The following is a 20,897-nucleotide window of genomic DNA, read 5'->3' as shown; positions in this document are numbered from 1 at the left end:
CGAGCGCAAGCTTAGAAGGCGTTAAGACGCCAGCAGCATATTATCCAAAGTCTTTTTCGCCAGCGCCGCCTGCTCGGCAGGCACGGAGACTTGGTTGACCACATGCCCGGCCGCCAGATTTTCCAGCACCCAACACAGATGCTGCGGGTCAGTGCGGAACATCGTCGAGCACATGCTTAAAGTGGGCGCCATGAAATGCACGCTTTTGCCTTGGGCTTTGCATTCCTGGTTCAGGCGATTAACCAGATTCAGTTCTGTCGCTACCAACCAACGGGTATTGGCTTCGGCTTCGCGGACGATTTTCAAAATCATTTCAGTGGAACCGATGTAATCGGATTTTTCGCACACTTCAAAACAGGCTTCCGGGTGAGATATGACGATGGTTTCCGGGTGTTTTTCCTTGAAGGCGTCGATTTGCTCCGGCTGGAAAGCTTGATGTACGGAACAATGCCCCTTCCAAAGAATAATCTTGGCATCGCGGATTTGCTGCTCGGTCAAACCGCCCTGCGGTTTGTTGAAATCCCAGGTCACCATGTGTTCCAGCGGGATGCCCATCCGGTAGCCGGTATTGCGGCCCAAATGCTGATCGGGGAAGAACAATACTTTTTCGCGTTTGGCAAAGCTCCATTTCAGGATTTTTTCGGCATTGGAAGAGGTACAGACAATACCGTCATGCTGGCCGCAAAACGCTTTTAAGTCGGCGGCGGAATTGATGTAAGTCACCGGGGTGACGGTGTTTTCCACGTCAATCACTTTCGCCAACTCGTCCCAGCATTGTTGGACTTTGACCTTATTGGCCATGTCGGCCATGGAACAACCAGCCGCCAAATCCGGCAAAATCGCGATTTGCTCCGGCCGCGACAAAATATCCGCCACTTCCGCCATGAAATGCACGCCACAAAAGACGATGTATTCGGCTTCCGATTGCGCCGCTTCCCGCGATAATTTCAATGAGTCGCCGAATATATCCGCATGTTTGAATACTTCGTCGCGTTGGTAATGATGGCCCAGAATAATGCAGCGTTTGCCGAGTTTGGTTTTGGCGGCTTCTATGCGCGCGGCACATTCGGCATCATCGAGCAGGGCGTAATCATGGATAGGTAAGGCTGCAGTCATTTTTTAACCTGAAAACAAAAAGCGAGAATTTCGAAAACTTAGGCCCGGCTTTTACAGCCGGTTCCATGGGTCATGCCGACAAAGCATGATTGAGTAAAGTGAGGCCAATCCAGCCAAAACCAAGGGTGGTGACGACAAAACTCAAAGCGGAATAGATCCGCCATATCGGCTTGGTCCAAAAATCCGGATCGAATGCCGCCACCACAAACACACCGGGATTGGTCAAGCCACCGATCACGACCAACCAACAAGCGGTGACCGGCAGCGGAACTTTTGTGCCGTAAAAGCCCAGGCAAAACAGCGCCATCAACGCAAAGTCCACATGCGCCCGAATCAGGGTTTTGTAGTCTTTTAAAAACTCGCCGTCTATGCCTTTGATCGGAAACCATTTGGCAAAAGTCATCAGCCATGCGGATAACAATATGGCGAAGATCATCAAAACGGCGCCTATCAATAATATTTCCATGATTTTTTAGTCTGTGATTGTAAAAATTAGATTGAGGTCCACGCCATTTCATTCACCAGGCCCTTATATCTTCTGGTGTCGTCAATCCCGCCTGAGCGCAAACGACGATATTCGCGGGCGGAGAAGCGGGGCCCAAACCGAAAAGTGGGCGCGCAGTTCAATATAAAGCGTGCTGAAGCAAACTCATAGCCCCAGCACCGCTTTGGTTTTGTACATATTGTAAAACCACCGGCACAAACTGGCTGACCATGGACGGATTCATACCCAAAGATTGAAACGATCCGGCTAAATTCGCCAGACTGCCGAGTTGCCCGCCCATTAACCCGCCCGCAGCGCCCAGCAACGATTGCGAGCCGGAAGCAGAAACCTGTTGCGGTACCGAGGACAAATAGCGGTCCATATCCGGTACGGCATTGCTCAATTGCGAAAAGTCACCGGGATTCATGCGTTGCTGCGCCACTGAAAAAATAGAACCCACGCCACCCAGCGCTTGCTGCGGGCTGATGCCCAATTGCCCAACCAGAATATCGATTAACCCTAATTGGTTGGCCTGCCCCACCGCACCGGCGATAGAACCTGCTGCACCATAGACGGCTGGCGACCCGCCCAAGGCAAAAGTCTGATCTGAAACCTGCTGTTGCACCGGTGCGCAAGCGCTGATGACCGCGAGAACACCGACTGCTGTAAAACCTTGCAAAACCTTCATTCTGTCGAACTCCTGAAAAACGCCGAAATACCGGACCAAGCCACATCATGGCCGCCAAAACCGGCACTGTAAATCGAAACCTGCCCAGGATACAACCTGGGCTCTTTTATCGCCGCAGGCGGACAGCCGCGGCGTCCTGTGCAAAGACGGCGTGTTATCTACCGATAACCGAGAAACTCCCCGCAAACATTGTGGGTAAAAATCGGCAATTCGCATGAATTCAGTATAATCCTGGCTTTAGCCACAAGAACAATAAAGGTAAAAATATGCTGAATATTCAAAAAACGCTCGAAGACTATTATCTTCGCTTGCAAGCCCATCCTAAATACCTGCATGTGATGACCTTGCCGCTGATGCAACGCTGGGGCGTGTTTATCGGCTTGTTTTTGCTCTCGCAAATCCTGGTATTCGGCAGCCTGTACCTTATTTTTGACAAAGTGGTGGTGATCGGCTTTCTAGCCAGCGTCCTGGCTGGATTAGCTACCGGCATCGGCGCCTTGCCGGCCTTGTTCTTTAAAAATATTTCCGACCGGCTATTCAACGGCTTGCTGGGCGCCGCAGCGGGCGTAATGCTGGCGGCCACCGCGTTTTCGCTACTGGTGCCCGGCTTGGATTACGGCGAACAAATCTGGCCCGGCAAAGGCTTGTGGATCGTATCGGCCGGCATGCTGATCGGCGCGCTGTTTTTACATTTTGCCGACAGCCGATTGCCGCATCTGCATTTTGATTCAGTCAGCGATCATTCCCTGGATTCGCTGCAAAAAATCTCTTTATTCATCATCGCCATCACCATCCATAACTTCCCGGAAGGCATGTCGGTCGGCGTCAGCTTTGGCTCCGGCGATATGAACAATGGCTTGGTGTTGTCTATTGCCATTGCATTGCAAAATTTGCCGGAAGGCCTGGCAGTCGCCCTGCCCCTAGTCGGCCTGGGTTACAACAAATGGAAAGCCGTCGCCATCGCTACGTTGACAGGTTTGGTGGAACCGGTAGGCGGTCTGTTGGGCATTACCATGGTCACGGTATTTTCGTCGATATTGCCGATTGCAATGGGGTTTGCAGCCGGTGCGATGTTGTTCGTCATCAGCGAAGAAATCATCCCGGAGACGCACGCCAAAGGCCGCTCGCGCATCGCTACATTTTCATTAATGGCCGGTTTCATCATCATGATGATCCTGGACAAAATACTGACATAAACACCGCCTAAACCAAGCGCGCCACCCAAAAAGCAGCAGCTTTTTGGGTGTTTTATCTTCCGATCAAACTCCTCAGTGCCGAATGGAATACCTAATCGCATTCATCACCCAAATAAGCACCTTAAACTTTGCGGAATTGCTCGCGACCGGCGGCACCAGCTTTGCACTGATAGCCGCCGCAGAAATCGGCGATAAAAGCCAACTGGTATGCATGACTCTGGCCTCCAAGCACAGACCGACTCCGGTGTTATTAGGAGCGATTGCCGCGTTCGCGCTGCTGAACACTTTGGCGGTGGTTTTTGGTGCGGCGATTGCGACATGGTTACCGGAATATCTGGTCGCAGCCACCGTCGCCCTGCTGTTTGCCGCATTCGGTCTGCATGCTTTGCTCAACCACGACGAAGACGATGACAACGAAGAAATCGTCGAGAAAAGCGGGCACGGCATTTTCTTTACGACCTTTTTATTGATCACCGTCGCCGAATTTGGCGATAAAACTCAATTGGCTGTCGTTGCATTCAGCAGTACCGCGCAACCGATTGCAGTGTGGCTGGGCTCGACGTTGGCGCTGGCGTTTACGTCCGCGCTGGGCGTGCTGGCTGGCCGCACCGTGTTGCAAAAAATCCCCTTGTCCTTGCTGCATAAAGCCAGCGGCGTGTTTTTCCTGATTTTATCGGCAGTTGCGGCTTATAAAGCTTACGAAAGCTTGCTGGCTGCGGGTTTGCTCCCCCAACTTTAGCCAAACTCCAGACTCGCAGCGATTCATGGCATTTCCCAATTACCGCTGGCTAGACGTTGCGGCAATACTCGGCTTGGCGGGGCTGTATTGCCTATTAGCCAAAATTGTACTGTCTTATTTCTCAGAGACCGGTAACATCACATTGGTGTGGTTTTCCGGCGGATTGGGATTGGCCGCCTTATTGCTGAAAGGCCTTCGCTATTGGCCGGGCATATTTCTGGGCGCGTTCGCCGCCGGCTTGATGGTAGACGACTCGCTCCCACTGTCTTTTGCCATTGCAACGGGCAACACACTGGAATCGGTGACAGCCGCCTACCTACTAAAACACCAACAGCGTTTTTCTTTAGACTTAACCGAGCCAGGCCACTTTATCTGGCTAACCCTAACCGGCGCCGCTTGCTCGTTGATCAGTGCAGGCATTGGCCCTTTGGCTTTACATCAGGCCGGCTTCATACCGCTAGCGGCTATGCCGCAAGCGATTTTACATTGGTGGATGGCGGATGCTTTCGGTATTGTCACGACTACGCCGATATTATTGGTTTGGCGAAATTGGCCAAAGCAATGGTTTGCTGAAAAGCGCGGCCTGGAAGCGTTGCTGCTGATCATTGTTGCCCTGTTCGCCGGCCAAGTAGTATTCCTCGAAGCTTTCCAGCCTGTCTTTGGCAAAATCGCCCGCGGTTACTGGATGTTTCTGTTTGCCATTTGGGCCGCCCTCCGTTTCAATCGTCATGGCGTGACCCTGATTTCCGGCTTGATTACCATCCAAGCGCTATTCGGTGCCGCACATCATCTAGGCTTTTTCGGCGACGATTTTGAGAAAAGCGAATTGCTGAATCTTTGGTTTTATATATTGGTACTGTCCTGGACCGGCACCACTTTGGCACTTACTCTGCACAAGCAGCAGCTGATTACCTCAGGACTGAGCGATAGCGAAAAACGTTTGAAGGCTATCATCGACTACTCGCCAGTACCCCAGGCCATTTACAACGCCGAAGGCAAGTTCACATTGCTAAATCCGGCTTTCAGCAAAGCTTTCGGTTACACCTTGGAAGACATTGAAACGCTTGACGAATGGTGGCCCAAAGCCTATCCCGACCCAGCCTACCGCCAGAACATTATGGAAACCTGGCTGGAGTTGACTGATAAATCCCGTCGCGTGCAAAGTTTCGAAACCCTCCAAGCGGAAATTCATTGCAAACACGGCGAACGGTGCACGGTGCTCGCCGGTTCGGTATCCCTGGGCGAATCGTATGTCGGAGACAATCTGGCCATTTTGTTCGATATTACCGAGCAACTAAAATCCGAAAAAGCGCTGACCGAATCCCATTTACTGTTGCAGACCATCCTGGAAACCTTACCAATCCGTGTATTCTGGAAAGACCTGAATTCTCGCTATTTGGGCTGTAACGCGCTATTTGCGGGGGATGCCGGACAATCCAGTTCCAGCGATTTAATCGGCAAGGACGACAGTCAACTGAATTGGCGAGATCAAGCCGCAAGTTACCAAGCAGATGATCGCCAGGTGATAACATCGGGGGTAGGCAAACTGGCGTATGAAGAACCCCAAACCACACCTGCCGGCAATACCATTTGGCTACGCACCTCGAAAATACCTTTGCGCAATTCCGATCATGCAATGATCGGCATTTTGGGGATCTACGAAGACATTACCGAAAACAAAGTTCGCGAAGACGCTTTAGCCCAATCGGTTTCCTTGCTAAAGGCTACGCTGGAAGCCACGGCCGACGGCATTTTGGTGGTCAGCCTGCAAGGTCAGATCGTTACTTACAATCAGCGTTTTTTTGAACTGTGGCAGCTGCCCAGCACGGCTGTTGGAGAAGATAAAGACGATATAAAACTTTTGCATTTAGCCGTTAAGCAGCTAAAAAATCCCGATGCGTTTTTCGACAAAGTTCAGGCTCTTTACAATCACCCCGCGGCAGAAAGCTACGATCTGATCGAGTTTACCGATGGCCGGATTTTTGAACGCTATTCCAAGCCACAAAGTATCGCCGACAAAATTGTCGGCCGCGTCTGGAGTTTTCGCGACATCAGTAATCAACATCGTACGGAACAAGCGCTGCAAAAGAAAGAATACTATCAACGCGCATTGCTGGATAACATTCCGCATGCGATTTGGCTAAAAGATACCGATAGCCGCCTGCTGGCCGTCAACCAGGAGTTCGCCAACGTATTTTCCGCCGTCAACCCGGAGGCGCTGGCGGGCAAAAACGATTTCGACATTGCCCCGCCGCAACTGGCCGAAAGCTACGTCGCCGATGACCGGCGCGTGATGGCTTTGCGAGACAAATTGATTGTCGAAGAGGAAATTGTCGATCGCGGCGTGCGCAAATGGTTCGAGACCTATAAAGCGCCTGTAATGGATGAGCAAGGTCAGTTACTGGGTACGGTTGGTTTTGCCCGCGACATCAGCGAGTTGCGCAAAACCGAAGAGAACCTGCGGCTGGCGGCCCTGGTTTATCACAACAGCAGTGAAGCGATGATAGTGGTGGATAGCGATAACACCATCCTCAGCGTCAACCCCGCATTTACCAAGATGACTGGGTATACGGAGGCTGAAGTTGTCGGTAAAAATCCCCATATTCTCAGTTCCGGCGAACATGATACGGGGTTTTACCGAGAATTATGGACCACGCTGCAAACGACCGGTGCGTGGCGCGGAGAAATAAAAAATCGCTGTAAGGATGGTCACTTGTTTGTCGAAGAGCTAGCCATCAACACCATTTATGATGCGGAAGGCAAGCCGCTACGCCGGGTCGCCCTGTTTTCCGACATCACTCAGCGTAAACAGTCCGAGGAACAAATTTGGCGACAAGCCAACTTCGACCCGCTCACCGGTCTGCCTAATCGGCGGATGTTCCGCGACCGCCTGGAACTGGAAATCAAAAAAGCCCACCGCATGGGCCAATTGTTTGCACTGTTGTTTATCGACCTGGACCGCTTCAAGGAAATCAACGATACGCTGGGCCACGATATGGGCGACAACTTACTGAAGGAAACCGCGCGGCGTTTACAGACCTGCGTGCGGGAGTCCGATACCGTGGCGCGCTTGGGGGGCGACGAATTCACAATTATCTTGAGCGAGTTGGACTGTATCGAAGTGTCCGAACCGATAGCTAAAAACCTGCTGCAAAAACTCAGTGCACCGTTTAGCTTGGACGGCGAACTGGCTTATGTCTCTGCGAGTATCGGCATCACGTTTTATCCAAACGACAGCACCGACTTAAGCCAATTACAAAAGAATGCCGATCAGGCCATGTACGCTGCTAAAAACCAGGGCCGTAACAACTACCATTTCTTTACCCAAGCCTTACAGGACGCGCTGGAAGCCCGCGCCGCAATGCTCGGCGACTTACGTACCGCGCTGGCCAATACGCAATTTTTGCTGTGCTATCAACCCATCGTCGACTTGCTGAGCGGCGAAGTGCATAAAGCGGAAGCCTTGCTGCGCTGGCATCACCCAAAACGTGGCTTGATTAACCCGGCAGAATTTATACCGCTAGCGGAAGAAACCGGTCTAATCAGAGAAATTGGCGATTGGGTATTCGAAACCGCGGCACGGCAAGTACAAACCTGGCGTACCACTATCAATCCCGAATTTCAAATCAGCGTCAACAAATCGCCGGTACAATTTCAAAGCCCCGAGCATGCCCCTCAAGACTGGTTCAACTATTTGAATCGACTGGGATTGTCTGGCCAAAGTATTGTGGTGGAAATCACCGAAGGCTTGCTGTTGGACGCCAATCTGTCTGTACACAATCATTTGATGGCGTTCCGCGACGCCGGCATGCAAGTCGCTATAGATGACTTCGGCACCGGGTATTCCGCATTGTCTTATCTGAAAAAATTCGACATTGATTATTTGAAAATAGACCAGTCGTTCGTGCGCAATTTAACGGAGGATTCGAACGACTTCGTACTTTGCGAAGCCATCATCGTGATGGCGCATAAATTGGGCTTGAAAGTCATCGCGGAAGGGGTGGAAACCGAGCAGCAACGCGATTTGCTGACCGCTATCGGCTGCGATTACGGTCAGGGTTATCTGTTTGCCAAACCGCTGCCGGCGGCAACATTTGAACAACAATTCGGTAAATCAGCATAGCGGACTCTCCCGCGCCCCGCCGCCGATGCAGTTATCTTTGTTATCGCACTCGCTGCCGCACAGGCGGGAGCCCAGTCAATAAAAACGCCGCTATTCGATAGACCGGCTTATACGGAAAAGCCAGACACCGATACATTGGGGGATTAATAATTCAGCATTATGGCTATTGCAGGCCGCCGCATGCTAAACCGCACTAATCACCACACCATCCGGCTTCAAGCTCAAGGTTAAGTCACCGCGCAATAAGCCCTGCAACTCCCGGCCGGCCATGTTGTAACGCCAGCCGTGCAACAACAAGCAATCCTCATCGCCGGACAGTAATTGCTCCAAATCCTTGCGGGTAGCCAAGATGATGGGATTCAGCGAGTTTTCCTCAGCACGGATTCTGACCACCGCGCTGAGTACATCCAGTATCGCTTCGTGCTGTTGGGTTTTCTTGCCAGCTTGATCCTTTTCGGCCAAGGGTTTGGGCGGACGTTGTTTGGCACTGTCGATCAATTCGCAAATCGTTTTGCCGTAACGATTGACGGTACGGTCGTTGATGTTGCGGATCTTGGCTAGATCGGCCAATGTCACGGGTTGTAATTTGCCCAGTTCCAGCAGCAAATCATCCTGCAACAACCAACTGCGCGGTTTGTTTTCTTGCTGGGCGGTACGTTCGCGCCATTCGGTAAGGCTTTGCATGATAGACAATTGCTTACCGGTCAGCTTGTTTTTGCCACGAATCTTCAACCAGGCATTTTCCGGCGAGAGTTGGTACAGCTCCGGATCGTTCAACAGCGCAAAATCACTCTCCAGCCAATTTGCACGCCCTAACTTATCCAATTGCTCGCACATGATTTTGTAAATCTTGCACAGGTAAATCACATCGTCGGCGGCATACTGAATTTGGTCCTGGCTCAAGGGCCGCTCCGACCAGTCGGTACGAGTATGCGCCTTGCTGAGATTGACGTTTAAAAAGCTGGATACCAGCATCGCATAACCCGGATTTTCCTGAAAACCCAGCAGCGGCGCGGCAATCTGCGTATCGAAAATCGGGCCCGGAATTTTGCCGGTAATCTGGTAAAAAATTTCCAGATCCTGCCGGCAGGAATGCAACACTTTGACAATATTGGGATTGTAAATCGCCTCTAACAGCGGCGTTAAATTGGCAATCGCTAACGGATCGACACAAGCCACCCAGCCCGGCGCGGCTATTTGCAGTAAACAAAACTTGGGGTAAGAGGTTTTCTCGCGAAGAAATTCGGTATCCAGGGCGATCCAGGGCTCCTGGCTGATCAGTTGGCAAAGGCTATCGAGTTGATCCGGGCGGTTGATATATTGAATAGTCATAGTCGCTATGGCAATTAACAGGGCTTGCCGAAAAACGGCGTGACTGCGTATTTTACCCCGTCGGGGCGTGATTGACTGAAATATTCCGGCATTGGCCGACCCGATGCAAATCAGGAATTTTTCCTTTTTATTGCCGACAATGGAACCCCCGGCCCTGCTTGTTTACCATGCCGCTTTTGTTTTGTATTCTCAGGTAAATTTATGAAAAAAGTTGCGCTCAGCATGCTGCCATTATTCAGCATGCTGCCTTTAGCCGAAGCCATAGCCGCGGAAGTTGCGACCAATCTGGAAGAAGTGGAAGTTGTGGCGGTAACGCCTTTACAATTCGGCGGCGTCGATATCAATAAAATTCCGGCGAATGTGCAAACAGTGTCAGCCGAGAAATTGCAGGAAGCCCAAGCCCTGTCTCTGGCGGACTACATGAACCGCTATCTCGGCAGCGTCAACATCAACGATGCGCAAAACAACCCCTTGCAACCTGATGTGCAATACCGTGGCTTCAGCGCCTCACCGCTGATGGGCTTACCGCAAGGCTTGGCAACGTACGTCAACGGTATTCGTTTCAATGAACCGTTCGGCGATATGATCAACTGGGACTTAATTCCCAATGGCGCCATCGATAATATGAGCCTGCAACCGGCATCGAACCCGGCGTTTGGTTTGAATGCGCTGGGCGGCTCGATCAACATCAACACTAAGACCGGTTTCTCGGCACCCGGCCACAGTTTCGAAGCCCAAGGTGGCTCCTGGGACCGCCATTCCGAAGAACTCACCAGCGGTTGGAACAACGGCACCTGGGGCTATTTCCTGGATGCCAAATATTTCAACGAAAAAGGCTGGCGCGCCCACTCCCCGAGCGAAGCCAAACAAGGTTTCGGTACTTTGAGTTGGCGCGGTGTGAAATCCAGCCTGGATTTAAGTATCGCCGGCAGCGACAACACCTTGCGCGGCAACGGCGCCCTACCCCAGGAAATGCTGGCATTCGGCCGCGATCAAGTATTTACGCATCCCGACATTACCCGCAACCGGATGATGCTGGTGTCGCTGGCCGGCGATACCTGGCTGAACGACCACAATCAATTATCTGGTACGATGTACTACCGCCGGAACAAGATCGGCACCTATAACGGCGATGGTAGCGAATTTGGCGAATGTATTGATGAAGGCGCTGGCGAGGACAACTTTTTGTGCGCCGAGTCCGGTGGCGAGTTGGACGATGAGGGCTTGTTCGATCTAGGCGGCAGTAATATAGCTGCCTCACCAGCGGTCGAGGGCGGCACCATCAACACCTCCAGCACACTACAGCAATCGTTCGGCTTTGCCTTGCAAAATGCTTTCGACCACAAAATATTCGGCCGCAACAACCATCTGGTAGGCGGGGCCAGTTTCGACCACGGCAACGCCCGCTATCATGCCGACACCCAGCTGGGTTCGTTAACCGCTGACCGCGGAGTGTCAGGGGGCGGGGTATTGCTGCAAGACGCCCATGTCCGCCTGACTACCGAGACCGATCATTACGGCGTATTTTTAACCGACACCTATTCCTTGACCGACAAACTGGATCTGACCGTCTCCGGCCGTTACAACCAATCCCATATTAAACTGCGCGACCATGTCGGCGACGACCTGAACGGCTCGCACTCATTCGACCGCTTCAATCCGGCGGCGGGTCTGACCTACGCCTTCATGCCGGAATTGACCTTTTTCGGTAACTACAGCGAATCGTCGCGGGTGCCGACACCGATGGAGTTAAGCTGCGCCAACCCGGACGACCCTTGCCGTTTGCCGAATGCTTTCGTATCCGATCCGCCTCTCAAACAAGTCGTCGCCAATACCTTCGAAACCGGGGTGCGCGGCCGGTTGAAAAACTTGCTGCCGGGCTACATGGACTGGAATTTGGCTTTATTCCGCACCATCAACAATAACGACATCATCTTCAAGAGCACCGGCGGGGTCGGCAGCAATGTCGGTTATTTCGACAATGTCGGTTCTACCTTACGCCAAGGTGTAGAAGTGGGATTAGCGGGTAATTTTTACGAGCGCTGGCGCTGGTCTGGCCATTACACCTATATCGATGCCAGCTTCGAAACGCCGTTTCTGGGCAGCAGCCCCAACAATCCGCTGGCGGATGGCGACGGCAATATCCAGGTACAGGCCGGCGACAAGCTACCCGGCATCCCAGCCCATCAGTTCAAGTTCAGCACCGACTTCGACATCGTCTCCGCCTGGACTCTGGGAATGGATATGAATTACAACAGCTCGCAATATCTGCGCGGCGACGAAGCCAATTTGACGGCCAAGCTGCCGGGATTCGTCGTATTTAATTTGCGTAGCGAATACCGCTTCAACAAAAACGTCGCGCTGTTCGGTAAAGTGAGCAATTTGTTCGACCGCCAATATGCCAATTTCGGCACCTGGGGCAATACCGGCGATGTCCTCGATGGCGTGGGATTGCCTGGTGATCAACAAAGCCGCTTCGTTGGGGTCGGCGCGCCGCGCGCCGCTTGGATAGGCATTCGCCTGACGATGTAGTCCAAGCCTGGGCGCAGGAAAACGGCTGAAATTAGCCGTTTTCCTCGTCCAGCTGATTGTTGTTACGGGTTTGTCTGAATTTATTCGGCTTGATGCGTTTGATATTGAGGCGATGCGGTCCTATGGACGCTTCGGTCAATAACTGAAAAATATCCGCCGGCATGCCGTCCGGTAACTCCACCAACGTATACGTATCGCGAATGTCGATCCTGCCAATGCGCTTTTTATCTACGCCAGACTCTTCGACCAATACCGCCTGAATATCGTCGCGACTGATTTGGTGCTGGCTGCCGACGGCCAGGCGATAACGCACCATTTTGCCGTTTGCATGCGGACCGCGACTGTGAGGTTGCGGTAGAGGAACCAACAATCTCGGCTGCTGAGTATGCGCGGGATACAGGTTGGGTTGGCTTAGGTAAACCAAGGCCGCGGCGCAAGTCAATAAGTCTATATCCAATTCGGCCGCTGTACGCTGAATCAGCTCCCGTTGCTGGGCCAGATCTTCTTCGCTGACTATGCGCTGCAAGCGCCTTTTAAACTTATCTTCCTTACGACTTTCGGCAGAGAAAGCGTTCATAGTGCCTTACAATCTATCCAGATCGATTTCCACAAAAGCCTCGTCACGCAAGCGCCGCAACCATAATTCGGTTTCTTCCTCGATTTTACGCTTACGGATTTCCTCGCGAATCTTGTCTTTTTTGAATTGCTCGCTGTTGTCCTGATTTTCGCGACCCAAGACCTGGATCATGTGCCAACCGAACTGGGTTTGCACCGGCTGGCTAATCTCGTTAATCGCCAACTTGTTCATCGCTTCCTCAAAAGGCGGCACTAATGCGCCCGGACCCACCCAATCCAGCGAACCACCGTTAATCGCCGACCCTTTGTCGTCGGAATGCGCACGCGCCAAATTGGCAAAATCGTCACCGTCATTGATCCGTTCTCTCAGCGCTATCAAACGCTTCTGCGCTTCGGCGTCGTCCACCAATTCATTGGTCTTGATCAGAATGTGCCTGACCTTGGTTTTGGTAACGATATGCTGTCCGGCACCCTCAGTTTCCAGCATTTTAATGATATGAAAACCGCTGGGACTGCGGATCGCTTCAGAGACATCGCCTTGATTCATCGTCGTCACGACTTCCGTAAACAGGGATGGAATCTGGCCGATGCTGCGCCAACCCAGATCGCCGCCCTTCAAGGCGTTATCGTCGTCGGAGACACTAACCGCAACTTGTTTGAAATCCTTGCCGCCGCGTAAATCGGCGATGACTTGATCGGCCTTGTCCTTGGCTTTTTGAATCGCGGTGGCCGAAGCAGCTTCCGACACCGCGATCAGAATATGCCCCAAATGATACTGGGAATTGCTCTGGCCGGCTTTGCTCTGCGTTTCCATGTAATGCAACACTTCCGCATCGGTAACTTTGACCCGCGAACCGATTTCCCGACCGCGCAGCTGATTGATGATGATTTCGTTGCGCAGATTATCTTCGAACGCTTTGTAGTCCATGCCTTGCTTGGCCAACTCGTTACGAAAACTTTCAACCGACAAGCCATTCCGGCTGGCTATATCAGCGACTGAAGCACTAAGCATTTCATCGCTGACCTGTACGCCCGATTTAGCCGCCAGTTGCCGTTGCAACTTGTCGACCACCATGCGTTCCAACACCTGTTTGCGCAGCACATATTCGGGTGGCATCGTTACGTTGTTACTCCGCAATTTACTGACGATAGCCCCGACTTCGTTATTCAGTTCGCGTTCCAGAATCACATCTTCTTCCACCACCGCCACTATCCGGTCCAACACCTGGGCCTGACCCGGAGCCATGAAAGCACACAGGAGCAAACAGAAAATCACTAACCAATTTTTTATCATGCGTTGCTTACTCAAAATAGCTGGCTTTGCGATAGCCTTTCAGGTTGGTTTGCAGGAAGGTATCGACATTGTCACCGAAGCTGGACAGACCTTTCAGTTCCAACTGTACGAAAAACGCCGTTTCCGGTTTGGTGCTAGGATCGATAAAGGCGATGGTATTGGCACCGTTGATAAAGCGCCTGCCCAAAATACGGAAGCGCCAGCAACAGTTTTCCCGCTCCACGCCAATGAAACTTTCCGTGGTTTTATCGAAATTCAAAGAGTACTGCCAGCGACCAAAGCCGTACCATTCGCCAAACAAAGGCAAGCGGAACGATACGTCAGTTTGCGAGATGGTTTGTAAGCTGTCCAAGGGGTTACGACGGTACCGATAGCCGAGGTTCACAATCTGGTTCGGTTGCATATTGTATTTTAACGCCACCTGACCGCGCGCGAAGCCGTTGGCTTCCGGATCCCACTGGGTACCGGTCATATACGACCAATGTTTGCTGAATTGGCCGCTCAGTTCTCCAACGAAATTGGAGGTATTACTGGTCTCAATCGGCTGCCCAGGCATCGTCACGGTTCTGTCCTGGAAATACATAATCTGTCCCAGACTGACTTTTAAAGGCTCCAAACCGGTATTGGAATCGATAAACCGCGAAACGGTGGCCAGCGTGATCTGATTGGCGTCCTGTATCCTGTCCCCACCGGCGAAACGATTTTCCCGGAACAAGCTGTAAAAATTGGTATCGTACAGAGCGGTATCGAAGACCGGAATATTGCTTTGATCCTTGCGTGGGATGTACAGGTAGAAGGCCTGCGGCTCCAAGGTGTGCAGATACTGCGAACCACCGAAATTAAGGTCTTTTTCGAAATTCATACCGCTGCTAACCGAGAATATCGGCAAGGTCCGGCTGATAGTACTGGGCTGCCCGGCTAAGGTTTGGTTACTCAATTGATACTGCGTGTATTGGCCGGTGATTTTCGGGATGAAATACCCGGCGCTACTTTCCAATGGCAAGCTGAGTGACGGGGCAATATTAATCCGCTGACCGTTAACCAGATCAGTGTGATAGAAATGGGTAAACTCGTTATTCATCGCCAGCGTAACCGGCAAACCTTCAAACGCATGCGCCACGTTGAAATTGACGCGAGGCAGCATATCGTAAGGCATCGCGGCATCGGGAATGGTTTTATCCACCGATTGGTAATGATATGCCCCCACCGACAAACCCAGAGCGGTGCCGGCAACAGCCCCGCCGTAACTCAGTAATGCGGTACTGGGCAAATAACTGGTATTTTGGAAACCCAAGGCATTGTTCAAGTCGTTGAAATAGGTTTTGTCGGACACATAATTCAAATCCAACAAGGAATTTAAACCCGGCAACAAGGTAGATTGATCCTTCCAGCTTGCCGAGTAACGGGCCTTGTTGACCAATTGATCGTTGGGCATATATTCCGCAGAAAACGTACCCCTGGATATATCGGTCAGATAGCGGAATTTATTGCGTAACTGCTCACCACGCTTACTCATGTAACGCGGCGTGACAATATCGTCGAAGTTGGGGGCGATATTCCAATAAAACGGCACGGAAACGTCAAAACCGTTCCGCTGCGTACTACCCCAAGTTGGCGCCAACAGGCCCGACAGGCGGCGATTGTCGGTAGGGAAGGAAATATACGGCGTGTACAACACCGGTACGCCTTTAAATTCCAGCCAAGCGTTTTTCGCTGAACCTTGTCCGCTGTCCCGGTTAATTTTCATCCGCGAAGCATGCACAATCCAGTCCTGATTGCCCGGCGCACAACTGGTAAACGCGGCATCGTTATAACGCGACAAGCCTTTACTCTCGCGATAAACCACCCCGGCGTTGCCGCGAAACGGCGCCTCCGCGACGATAAATTGCGCCTTGCGCAAGCGTGCTTCGTCTTTACCCAGGCTCAACGAGGCGGTCTCGCTGGAAAAAGCCAGCTGGTCTTCGCTGTATAACACGCTACCTTGTGCGTCCAAGGTTTCGGCAACCGTATCGTAACTGGCCTTGTCGGCAACCAAATGCTGATCCGCGCGCACCATATCCACATTACCGGCAAAATTAAGCACTTCGCCGTCGAAGACTTCCGAAAAATCGGCATTAATATCGGTAGTTGCTGCGTCGCGGACTTCGGCGGAGGTGGCTCTGATTTTGCGTTTTTTAGCACCCCACACTTCGCAGCTTTGCCAAGGATCTTTATCAAACTCGGCCCGTAAGGTTTGAAAATCCCGCTCTTGTTTGCGATCAAAGGTCGGCGTAAGCCAAGACGAACCGGACTCTTCACTGCTGCCGCCTTCGGCTACGACATGGGCCTCGCCTTTCGGATCGGCACCCACCAGATTACAGTTCCAACCGCTCTTATCATCACCGGTTTTGCATGTCCAACCGGGCACTTTGCCGGTGTTGGCATTGGCTGTCTCGATTTTGGGCTCGACTTTTTCCAGCACCGGCTTTTGATTTTCAGTGACTTTAACCCGTAACTTTTGCGGCTCGGCAACGGCTTTTTCCACCGCCTTTTCGACCACCTTAACTTTTTCCGGCTCGGGTTCCGGTTTGACCGCTTGTTGAACGGGCGCGGGCACGACGGGAACAGGCGGCTGCGCGACGGTTTCGGGCGGGGCGGGCTTGGTTTGAGCGGGCGGGGTAGGTTTAATCACTTGCGGCTGAGCGGTTGGCTCGTTACCTGCGGGTGTTTGGTTTAGACAGGTCCATTCACCATTTTTGGTTTGCTCACAATTCCACGCCGCATTATTGGCAGCAGAGGCGACGCCCGTAAAAAACAATAATGCTGAAGAAATTGTATAAAACCGATAATTCATGTCTTGGCGAATGCGGCTAAATTGACTTAGCGGAATGGAAATCGAATAAAATGCTTGTCATCATTTTACCTTAGGTTGACCCGCAATTAATAAAAATGTACGTTTCCAGCTCAGACCGCCGCTTGGCGGAGCTTGTCGATTGGCTCAATAACGACGTCGCACTTGATATACAACAAATCCCCCCGGCTTCCAGCGACGCCAGCTTCAGGCGATATTTCCGAGTTGAGCACCGGGACGGCTGCCACATTGCCATGGATGCACCACCGGACAAGGAAAATACCGAACCGTTCGTACGCATCGCCGGATTGCTGAAACCGAGCGATATTCATATCCCGAATATCTATCAACAGAATAGCCGACAAGGTTTTCTGTTGCTGGAAGACTTAGGCTCCACAAGCTTTCTCGACAGCTTACAAACCGGCGATGCAGAACTGTTGTATCGGCAAGCCATGGACAGCTTGTTCAAACTACAAACCGGCGTAAATCCGCTCGATTGCGGCTTGCCGGTTTACGACAGCGCTCTGCTCCTCCGCGAGCTAGCTATTTTTTACGAATGGTTTTTGGAAAAACTATTGGGCATTACGATTCCCCATATGCTCGCGACATCTCTCAACGCTATCTTGATCGATTCAGCAATTGAACAGCCGCAAGTCTGCGTGCACCGCGACTTCCACTCGCGCAACCTGATGGTGCTGGAACACAACTCACCGGGCGTTATCGACTTTCAAGACGCCGTCGTCGGCCCTATCAGCTACGATTTGGTGTCTCTGCTGCGCGACTGTTACATCGCTTGGCCCGAACAGCAAGTCATCAGCTGGGCCCAGCAATTTCATCAACGCCTGTTGTCAGCCGGACTGCTGAAAGCCGATTTCAATCAATTCAAACGCTGGTTCGATCTGATGGGCATGCAACGCCACCTGAAAGCTGTCGGCATTTTCGCCAGACTGCATCTGCGCGATGGAAAATCCGATTATTTGGCCGACATTCCACGCACCCTGGCTTATATCACCAGGGTTTGCGAGCTCTATCCCGAGTTAACCGAGATGCAGCGGTTTCTGCAAGAACAGGTGCTGCCGCGTGTCGAGGCATCTGCATGAAGGCAATGATTTTAGCGGCCGGGCGCGGCGAAAGAATGCGGCCCTTGACCGACCACACCCCCAAACCCTTATTGAAAGCCGCCGGTAAGGCGCTGATTGAATACACCCTGGAAAACCTGGCACACGCCGGCTTTACCGAAATCGTCATCAACATCGCCCATCTAGGCGCACAGATTAAAGACTATTGTGGATATGGTAAGCGCTGGAATGTTTCGATTGAGTATTCAGATGAAGGCGAAACCGCGCTGGAAACCGCCGGCGGCATTGCCAAGGCCCTGCCTTTGTTGGGCAATGAGCCGTTCCTGGCGCTTAACGCCGACATTATTTGCGATTATCCCTTGGCCACCTTGCGAACCCAAGCCATTGATCTGGCTCATCTGGTGATGATCAGTAATCCGCCGCATCACCCGGAAGGTGACTTTTCGCTGAATGCCGACGGTGTATTGTCGGAACAAGGCTTGAACAAACTCACCTTCAGCGGTATCGGCGTTTATCACCCCAAGCTGTTTGCCAACATCCCGGTCGCGCCGTTAAAACTGAGACCTGTGTTAAACCAAGCCATGCAACAACAGCGGATTAGCGGCGAGAAATTTTCCGGCCTGTGGATGGACATAGGCACACCGGAACGCTTGGCAGCGCTGGGTGAACAACATGCGCGCCTCAGTGGCAGACATGCCGAGGATGGCATGTATTAGAAAGGTTTGACGACGGCCAGCAAGACTATGGCGACTAAAAACAATACCGGAATCTCGTTGATCCAGCGGAAATACACATGCGAATGCCGGTTGCGATCATGCTTGAAATCCAGCAGCCACTTGCCGCAAAACACATGGTAAACCACCAGCACACCCAACAAACCCAACTTTAGATGTAGCCAACCGCTGCCGGAATATAGCATCCAGGCATAATCGCCCAACATCCACACGCCAAAGATAAAGGTACAAATCATGCCCGGCGTCATGATGCCATAGTACAGTTTGCGTTCCATCACTTTGAAGCGCTCGTTGCTGATACTGTCGTCGCTCATTGCGTGATAAACAAATAACCTGGGCAAATAAAACAAGCCGGCAAACCAAGTCACCATAAAAATCAAATGTAAGGCTTTTAACCAGAGCATGAGGTTCCCGAGACTGACTAACGTAAAATTTCGGTGGTCACCGGCGCGGGCATGCCCGGTAACGCGGTGGGAGGCGCGACAATCAGCACCCGATTACTGTTTTGTTGCGCTTGTCTTTCCAAGGCTGCCGCCTGGCGTTGTTCCGCTTCAACTTGCTGCTGCTGCGCAATCGCACTTTGCTTTAGGGCATTTGTCGATTCGGTTTGGTTTTTCAGTATCGCATCGCGTCTTTCAGCTTCCAGTTTGGCGGCTTTGGCAGCTTCCTGTTCGTTTTGCAGGGCTTCCAGCTTGGCTTTGGCCGCTGCCTCTTGTGCTTCATTGGCTTGAATATCCAACTGCACGGTCTTATCGCTGGTTTGGCAAGGTTTGGCCTGATAAATGGTTTTGCCGTCCTTGCCGATACATTTAAATACCTCCGCGCTTGCCGAGTGATAACTCAGAACCATCGCCAGCAAAATTACCACCCTCATCGCACACCTCGTCAAAACGCCATTTGCTCGGGCCATAGTTTAGGGTAAAAATTCAGTCTGTTTTCAATAGTTAGGAAAAATCCTTGCGCCAAAATAGCTTATGTCGTTTTCCGGCTAGTCAAATCGATTAGGTCCCCAGATCTTGCTCGGTCATCTCCGCCAACGCATCGCGATGTTCGCGGCGAATTAATATTAGGTTCCTGGCATACACAAAAGTACCGGGCAATTGACCCAGGATAATCACGGGATCCACTCGGTGAATACCGTAAGCCAATACGATGACCCCGCCCGACAAACTGAAATACCAAAAACTTACCGGAATCATGCTCTTCTGATGCCGCTCGCTGTGTATCCATTGCACGATAAAACGCATCATAAACAAGGTCTGGCCCACCAAACCGATGCTGAGCCAAATGATGTCATTCGAATCCATGATAGATAAATGGTGCTGCCATTTATCCGCCAAATGCGTAAAAAAATAAACGATTCCATTTTCCATGTTAACGACTCCTAAAATACGGCGGAACAAACGGGTTGAACCAGCAACTAGCCACGCTGAATCTCGCTGACAATCGGCAGGCTATGGCGTTTTTTCAACCAAACCACGCCTAGCAAATCGACGATACCAACCAGCGCCCGGTCCAAGGTTCCGTACTTCGACGTGCCAAAATTTCTCGGCCTATGATTCACTTTTACGGAAATGACATTTCCGCCCGCCATCCGGATTAACGCCGGCAAGAAACGGTGAATATGATCAAAATACGGCAAAGCCAAAAACTTATCGCGCAGGAATAACTTCAAGCCGCAACCGGTATCCGGCGTGGCGTCATGCAAAATTGACTGCCGCACCGCATTGGCAAATTTGGAGGAAAACTTGCGCCATCCGGTATCGTTGCGCTTATGCCGAAAGCCGGCCAGCATCCACAATTGGCTGTCGTTTTGCTCGCGCCAGGCCGCGATCAGATGGGGTATATCGGCCGGATCGTTCTGGCCGTCGCCGTCCAAGGTGGCAATCCATGGGTAGCGCGCTGCCGAAACGCCGGTATGCACGGCACGGCTTTGTCCGCAACTGCGTTGATGTGTCAGCACGCGCAGAGTCGGATATTGCTGCATTGCACCTTGCAGTTTTAGGCCGGTGTCATCGGTACTACCGTCGTCCACAAAAATCATTTCATAGGTTTCCCCATCGCCCAGCGCACGATGGATTTCCTCGATCAGCAATTCGACATTGTCCGTTTCATTGTGAACGGGGACTACTACAGAAATCTTCATATCTTGGTACAAGTTGAAAAAGTTGTGA

Annotated in this window: 17 protein-coding genes; 6 read left to right on the top strand and 11 right to left on the bottom strand. The window is 51.8% G+C overall.

The window, feature by feature from the left end:
• Positions 1 to 21: 21 nt before the first annotated feature.
• The 3 genes from nadA to CWO84_RS20850 form a co-directional block, all read right to left on the bottom strand.
• On the bottom strand, positions 22 to 1,116 hold the full coding sequence (nadA, locus tag CWO84_RS20860; RefSeq protein WP_033155503.1) for a quinolinate synthase NadA: 1,095 nt from the start codon (positions 1,114 to 1,116) through the stop codon (positions 22 to 24).
• A 70-nt stretch (positions 1,117 to 1,186) separates the two neighbouring features.
• Positions 1,187 to 1,582 (bottom strand): hypothetical protein, encoded by a 396-nt coding sequence (locus CWO84_RS20855; protein ID WP_033155504.1) that lies wholly within the window; start codon positions 1,580 to 1,582, stop codon positions 1,187 to 1,189.
• A gap of 157 nt (positions 1,583 to 1,739) precedes the next feature.
• On the bottom strand, positions 1,740 to 2,288 hold the full coding sequence (locus CWO84_RS20850; protein ID WP_033155505.1) for a DUF2780 domain-containing protein: 549 nt from the start codon (positions 2,286 to 2,288) through the stop codon (positions 1,740 to 1,742).
• A 266-nt stretch (positions 2,289 to 2,554) separates the two neighbouring features.
• Between CWO84_RS20850 and CWO84_RS20845 the strand changes: the two genes are divergently transcribed.
• From CWO84_RS20845 to CWO84_RS20835, 3 genes are all read left to right on the top strand, one after another.
• Entirely contained in the window at positions 2,555 to 3,484 is a 930-nt protein-coding gene (locus tag CWO84_RS20845; protein WP_033155506.1) for a ZIP family metal transporter, read from the top strand.
• Between the two features lie 82 nt (positions 3,485 to 3,566).
• Positions 3,567 to 4,223 (top strand): TMEM165/GDT1 family protein, encoded by a 657-nt coding sequence (locus CWO84_RS20840; RefSeq protein WP_033155507.1) that lies wholly within the window; start codon positions 3,567 to 3,569, stop codon positions 4,221 to 4,223.
• Positions 4,224 to 4,248: 25 nt separating this feature from the next.
• Complete coding sequence (locus CWO84_RS20835; RefSeq protein WP_101054958.1) at positions 4,249 to 8,346, top strand: EAL domain-containing protein; 4,098 nt, start codon at positions 4,249 to 4,251, stop codon at positions 8,344 to 8,346.
• 183 nt (positions 8,347 to 8,529) lie between these two features.
• Here CWO84_RS20835 and rnd read toward each other — a convergent pair whose 3' ends face one another.
• Positions 8,530 to 9,678, bottom strand: a complete 1,149-nt coding sequence (gene rnd / locus CWO84_RS20830; protein ID WP_101054956.1) for a ribonuclease D — start codon at positions 9,676 to 9,678, stop codon at positions 8,530 to 8,532.
• Positions 9,679 to 9,879: 201 nt separating this feature from the next.
• On the opposite strand from rnd, the gene CWO84_RS20825 reads away from it, so the two are divergent.
• Positions 9,880 to 12,210, top strand: a complete 2,331-nt coding sequence (locus CWO84_RS20825; protein ID WP_101054954.1) for a TonB-dependent receptor — start codon at positions 9,880 to 9,882, stop codon at positions 12,208 to 12,210.
• A gap of 31 nt (positions 12,211 to 12,241) precedes the next feature.
• Here CWO84_RS20825 and CWO84_RS20820 read toward each other — a convergent pair whose 3' ends face one another.
• The 3 genes from CWO84_RS20820 to lptD are packed head-to-tail and all read right to left on the bottom strand — an operon-like array spanning position 12,242 to position 16,751.
• Entirely contained in the window at positions 12,242 to 12,787 is a 546-nt protein-coding gene (locus CWO84_RS20820) for a DbpA RNA binding domain-containing protein (RefSeq protein ID WP_033155511.1), read from the bottom strand.
• A gap of 6 nt (positions 12,788 to 12,793) precedes the next feature.
• Complete coding sequence (locus tag CWO84_RS20815; protein WP_101054952.1) at positions 12,794 to 14,080, bottom strand: peptidylprolyl isomerase; 1,287 nt, start codon at positions 14,078 to 14,080, stop codon at positions 12,794 to 12,796.
• Positions 14,081 to 14,087: 7 nt separating this feature from the next.
• Positions 14,088 to 16,751 carry an LPS assembly protein LptD gene (gene lptD, locus CWO84_RS20810; protein WP_240618109.1) on the bottom strand — a complete coding sequence of 888 codons (2,664 nt, stop codon included), beginning with the start codon at positions 16,749 to 16,751 and terminating at the stop codon, positions 14,088 to 14,090.
• A gap of 257 nt (positions 16,752 to 17,008) precedes the next feature.
• Here lptD and CWO84_RS20805 point away from each other — a divergent pair, with 257 nt between their 5' ends.
• Both CWO84_RS20805 and murU read left to right on the top strand, forming a co-directional pair.
• Complete coding sequence (locus tag CWO84_RS20805) at positions 17,009 to 18,010, top strand: phosphotransferase (protein ID WP_101054948.1); 1,002 nt, start codon at positions 17,009 to 17,011, stop codon at positions 18,008 to 18,010.
• Positions 18,007 to 18,705, top strand: a complete 699-nt coding sequence (gene murU, locus CWO84_RS20800) for an N-acetylmuramate alpha-1-phosphate uridylyltransferase MurU (RefSeq protein ID WP_101054946.1) — start codon at positions 18,007 to 18,009, stop codon at positions 18,703 to 18,705. The genes CWO84_RS20805 and murU overlap by 4 nt, the downstream gene beginning before the upstream one ends.
• Here the strand turns inward: murU and hemJ are convergent.
• The 4 genes from hemJ to CWO84_RS20780 all read right to left on the bottom strand — a co-directional run bounded on the left by hemJ (position 18,702) and on the right by CWO84_RS20780 (position 20,869).
• Positions 18,702 to 19,127, bottom strand: coding sequence for a protoporphyrinogen oxidase HemJ (gene hemJ, locus CWO84_RS20795; RefSeq protein WP_101054944.1), 426 nt, complete (start codon positions 19,125 to 19,127; stop codon positions 18,702 to 18,704). The genes murU and hemJ overlap by 4 nt on opposite strands.
• 17 nt (positions 19,128 to 19,144) lie before the next feature.
• Positions 19,145 to 19,597 (bottom strand): DUF4124 domain-containing protein, encoded by a 453-nt coding sequence (locus tag CWO84_RS20790; RefSeq protein WP_033155517.1) that lies wholly within the window; start codon positions 19,595 to 19,597, stop codon positions 19,145 to 19,147.
• 127 nt (positions 19,598 to 19,724) lie between these two features.
• On the bottom strand, positions 19,725 to 20,096 hold the full coding sequence (locus CWO84_RS20785) for a lipid-A-disaccharide synthase N-terminal domain-containing protein (RefSeq protein ID WP_033155518.1): 372 nt from the start codon (positions 20,094 to 20,096) through the stop codon (positions 19,725 to 19,727).
• A gap of 47 nt (positions 20,097 to 20,143) precedes the next feature.
• The gene (locus CWO84_RS20780) at positions 20,144 to 20,869 is read right to left on the bottom strand and encodes a glycosyltransferase family 2 protein (protein WP_101054942.1); all 726 of its coding nucleotides are present in this window, start codon (positions 20,867 to 20,869) and stop codon (positions 20,144 to 20,146) included.
• Positions 20,870 to 20,897 lie beyond the last annotated feature (28 nt).

It is taken from the genome of Methylomonas sp. Kb3, from assembly GCF_002834115.1.
GTDB classification, from domain to species: Bacteria; Pseudomonadota; Gammaproteobacteria; order Methylococcales; family Methylomonadaceae; genus Methylomonas; species Methylomonas defluvii.
Note: the sequence above shows the minus strand (reverse complement) of the source record. Positions and strands in the feature narration are given on the sequence as shown.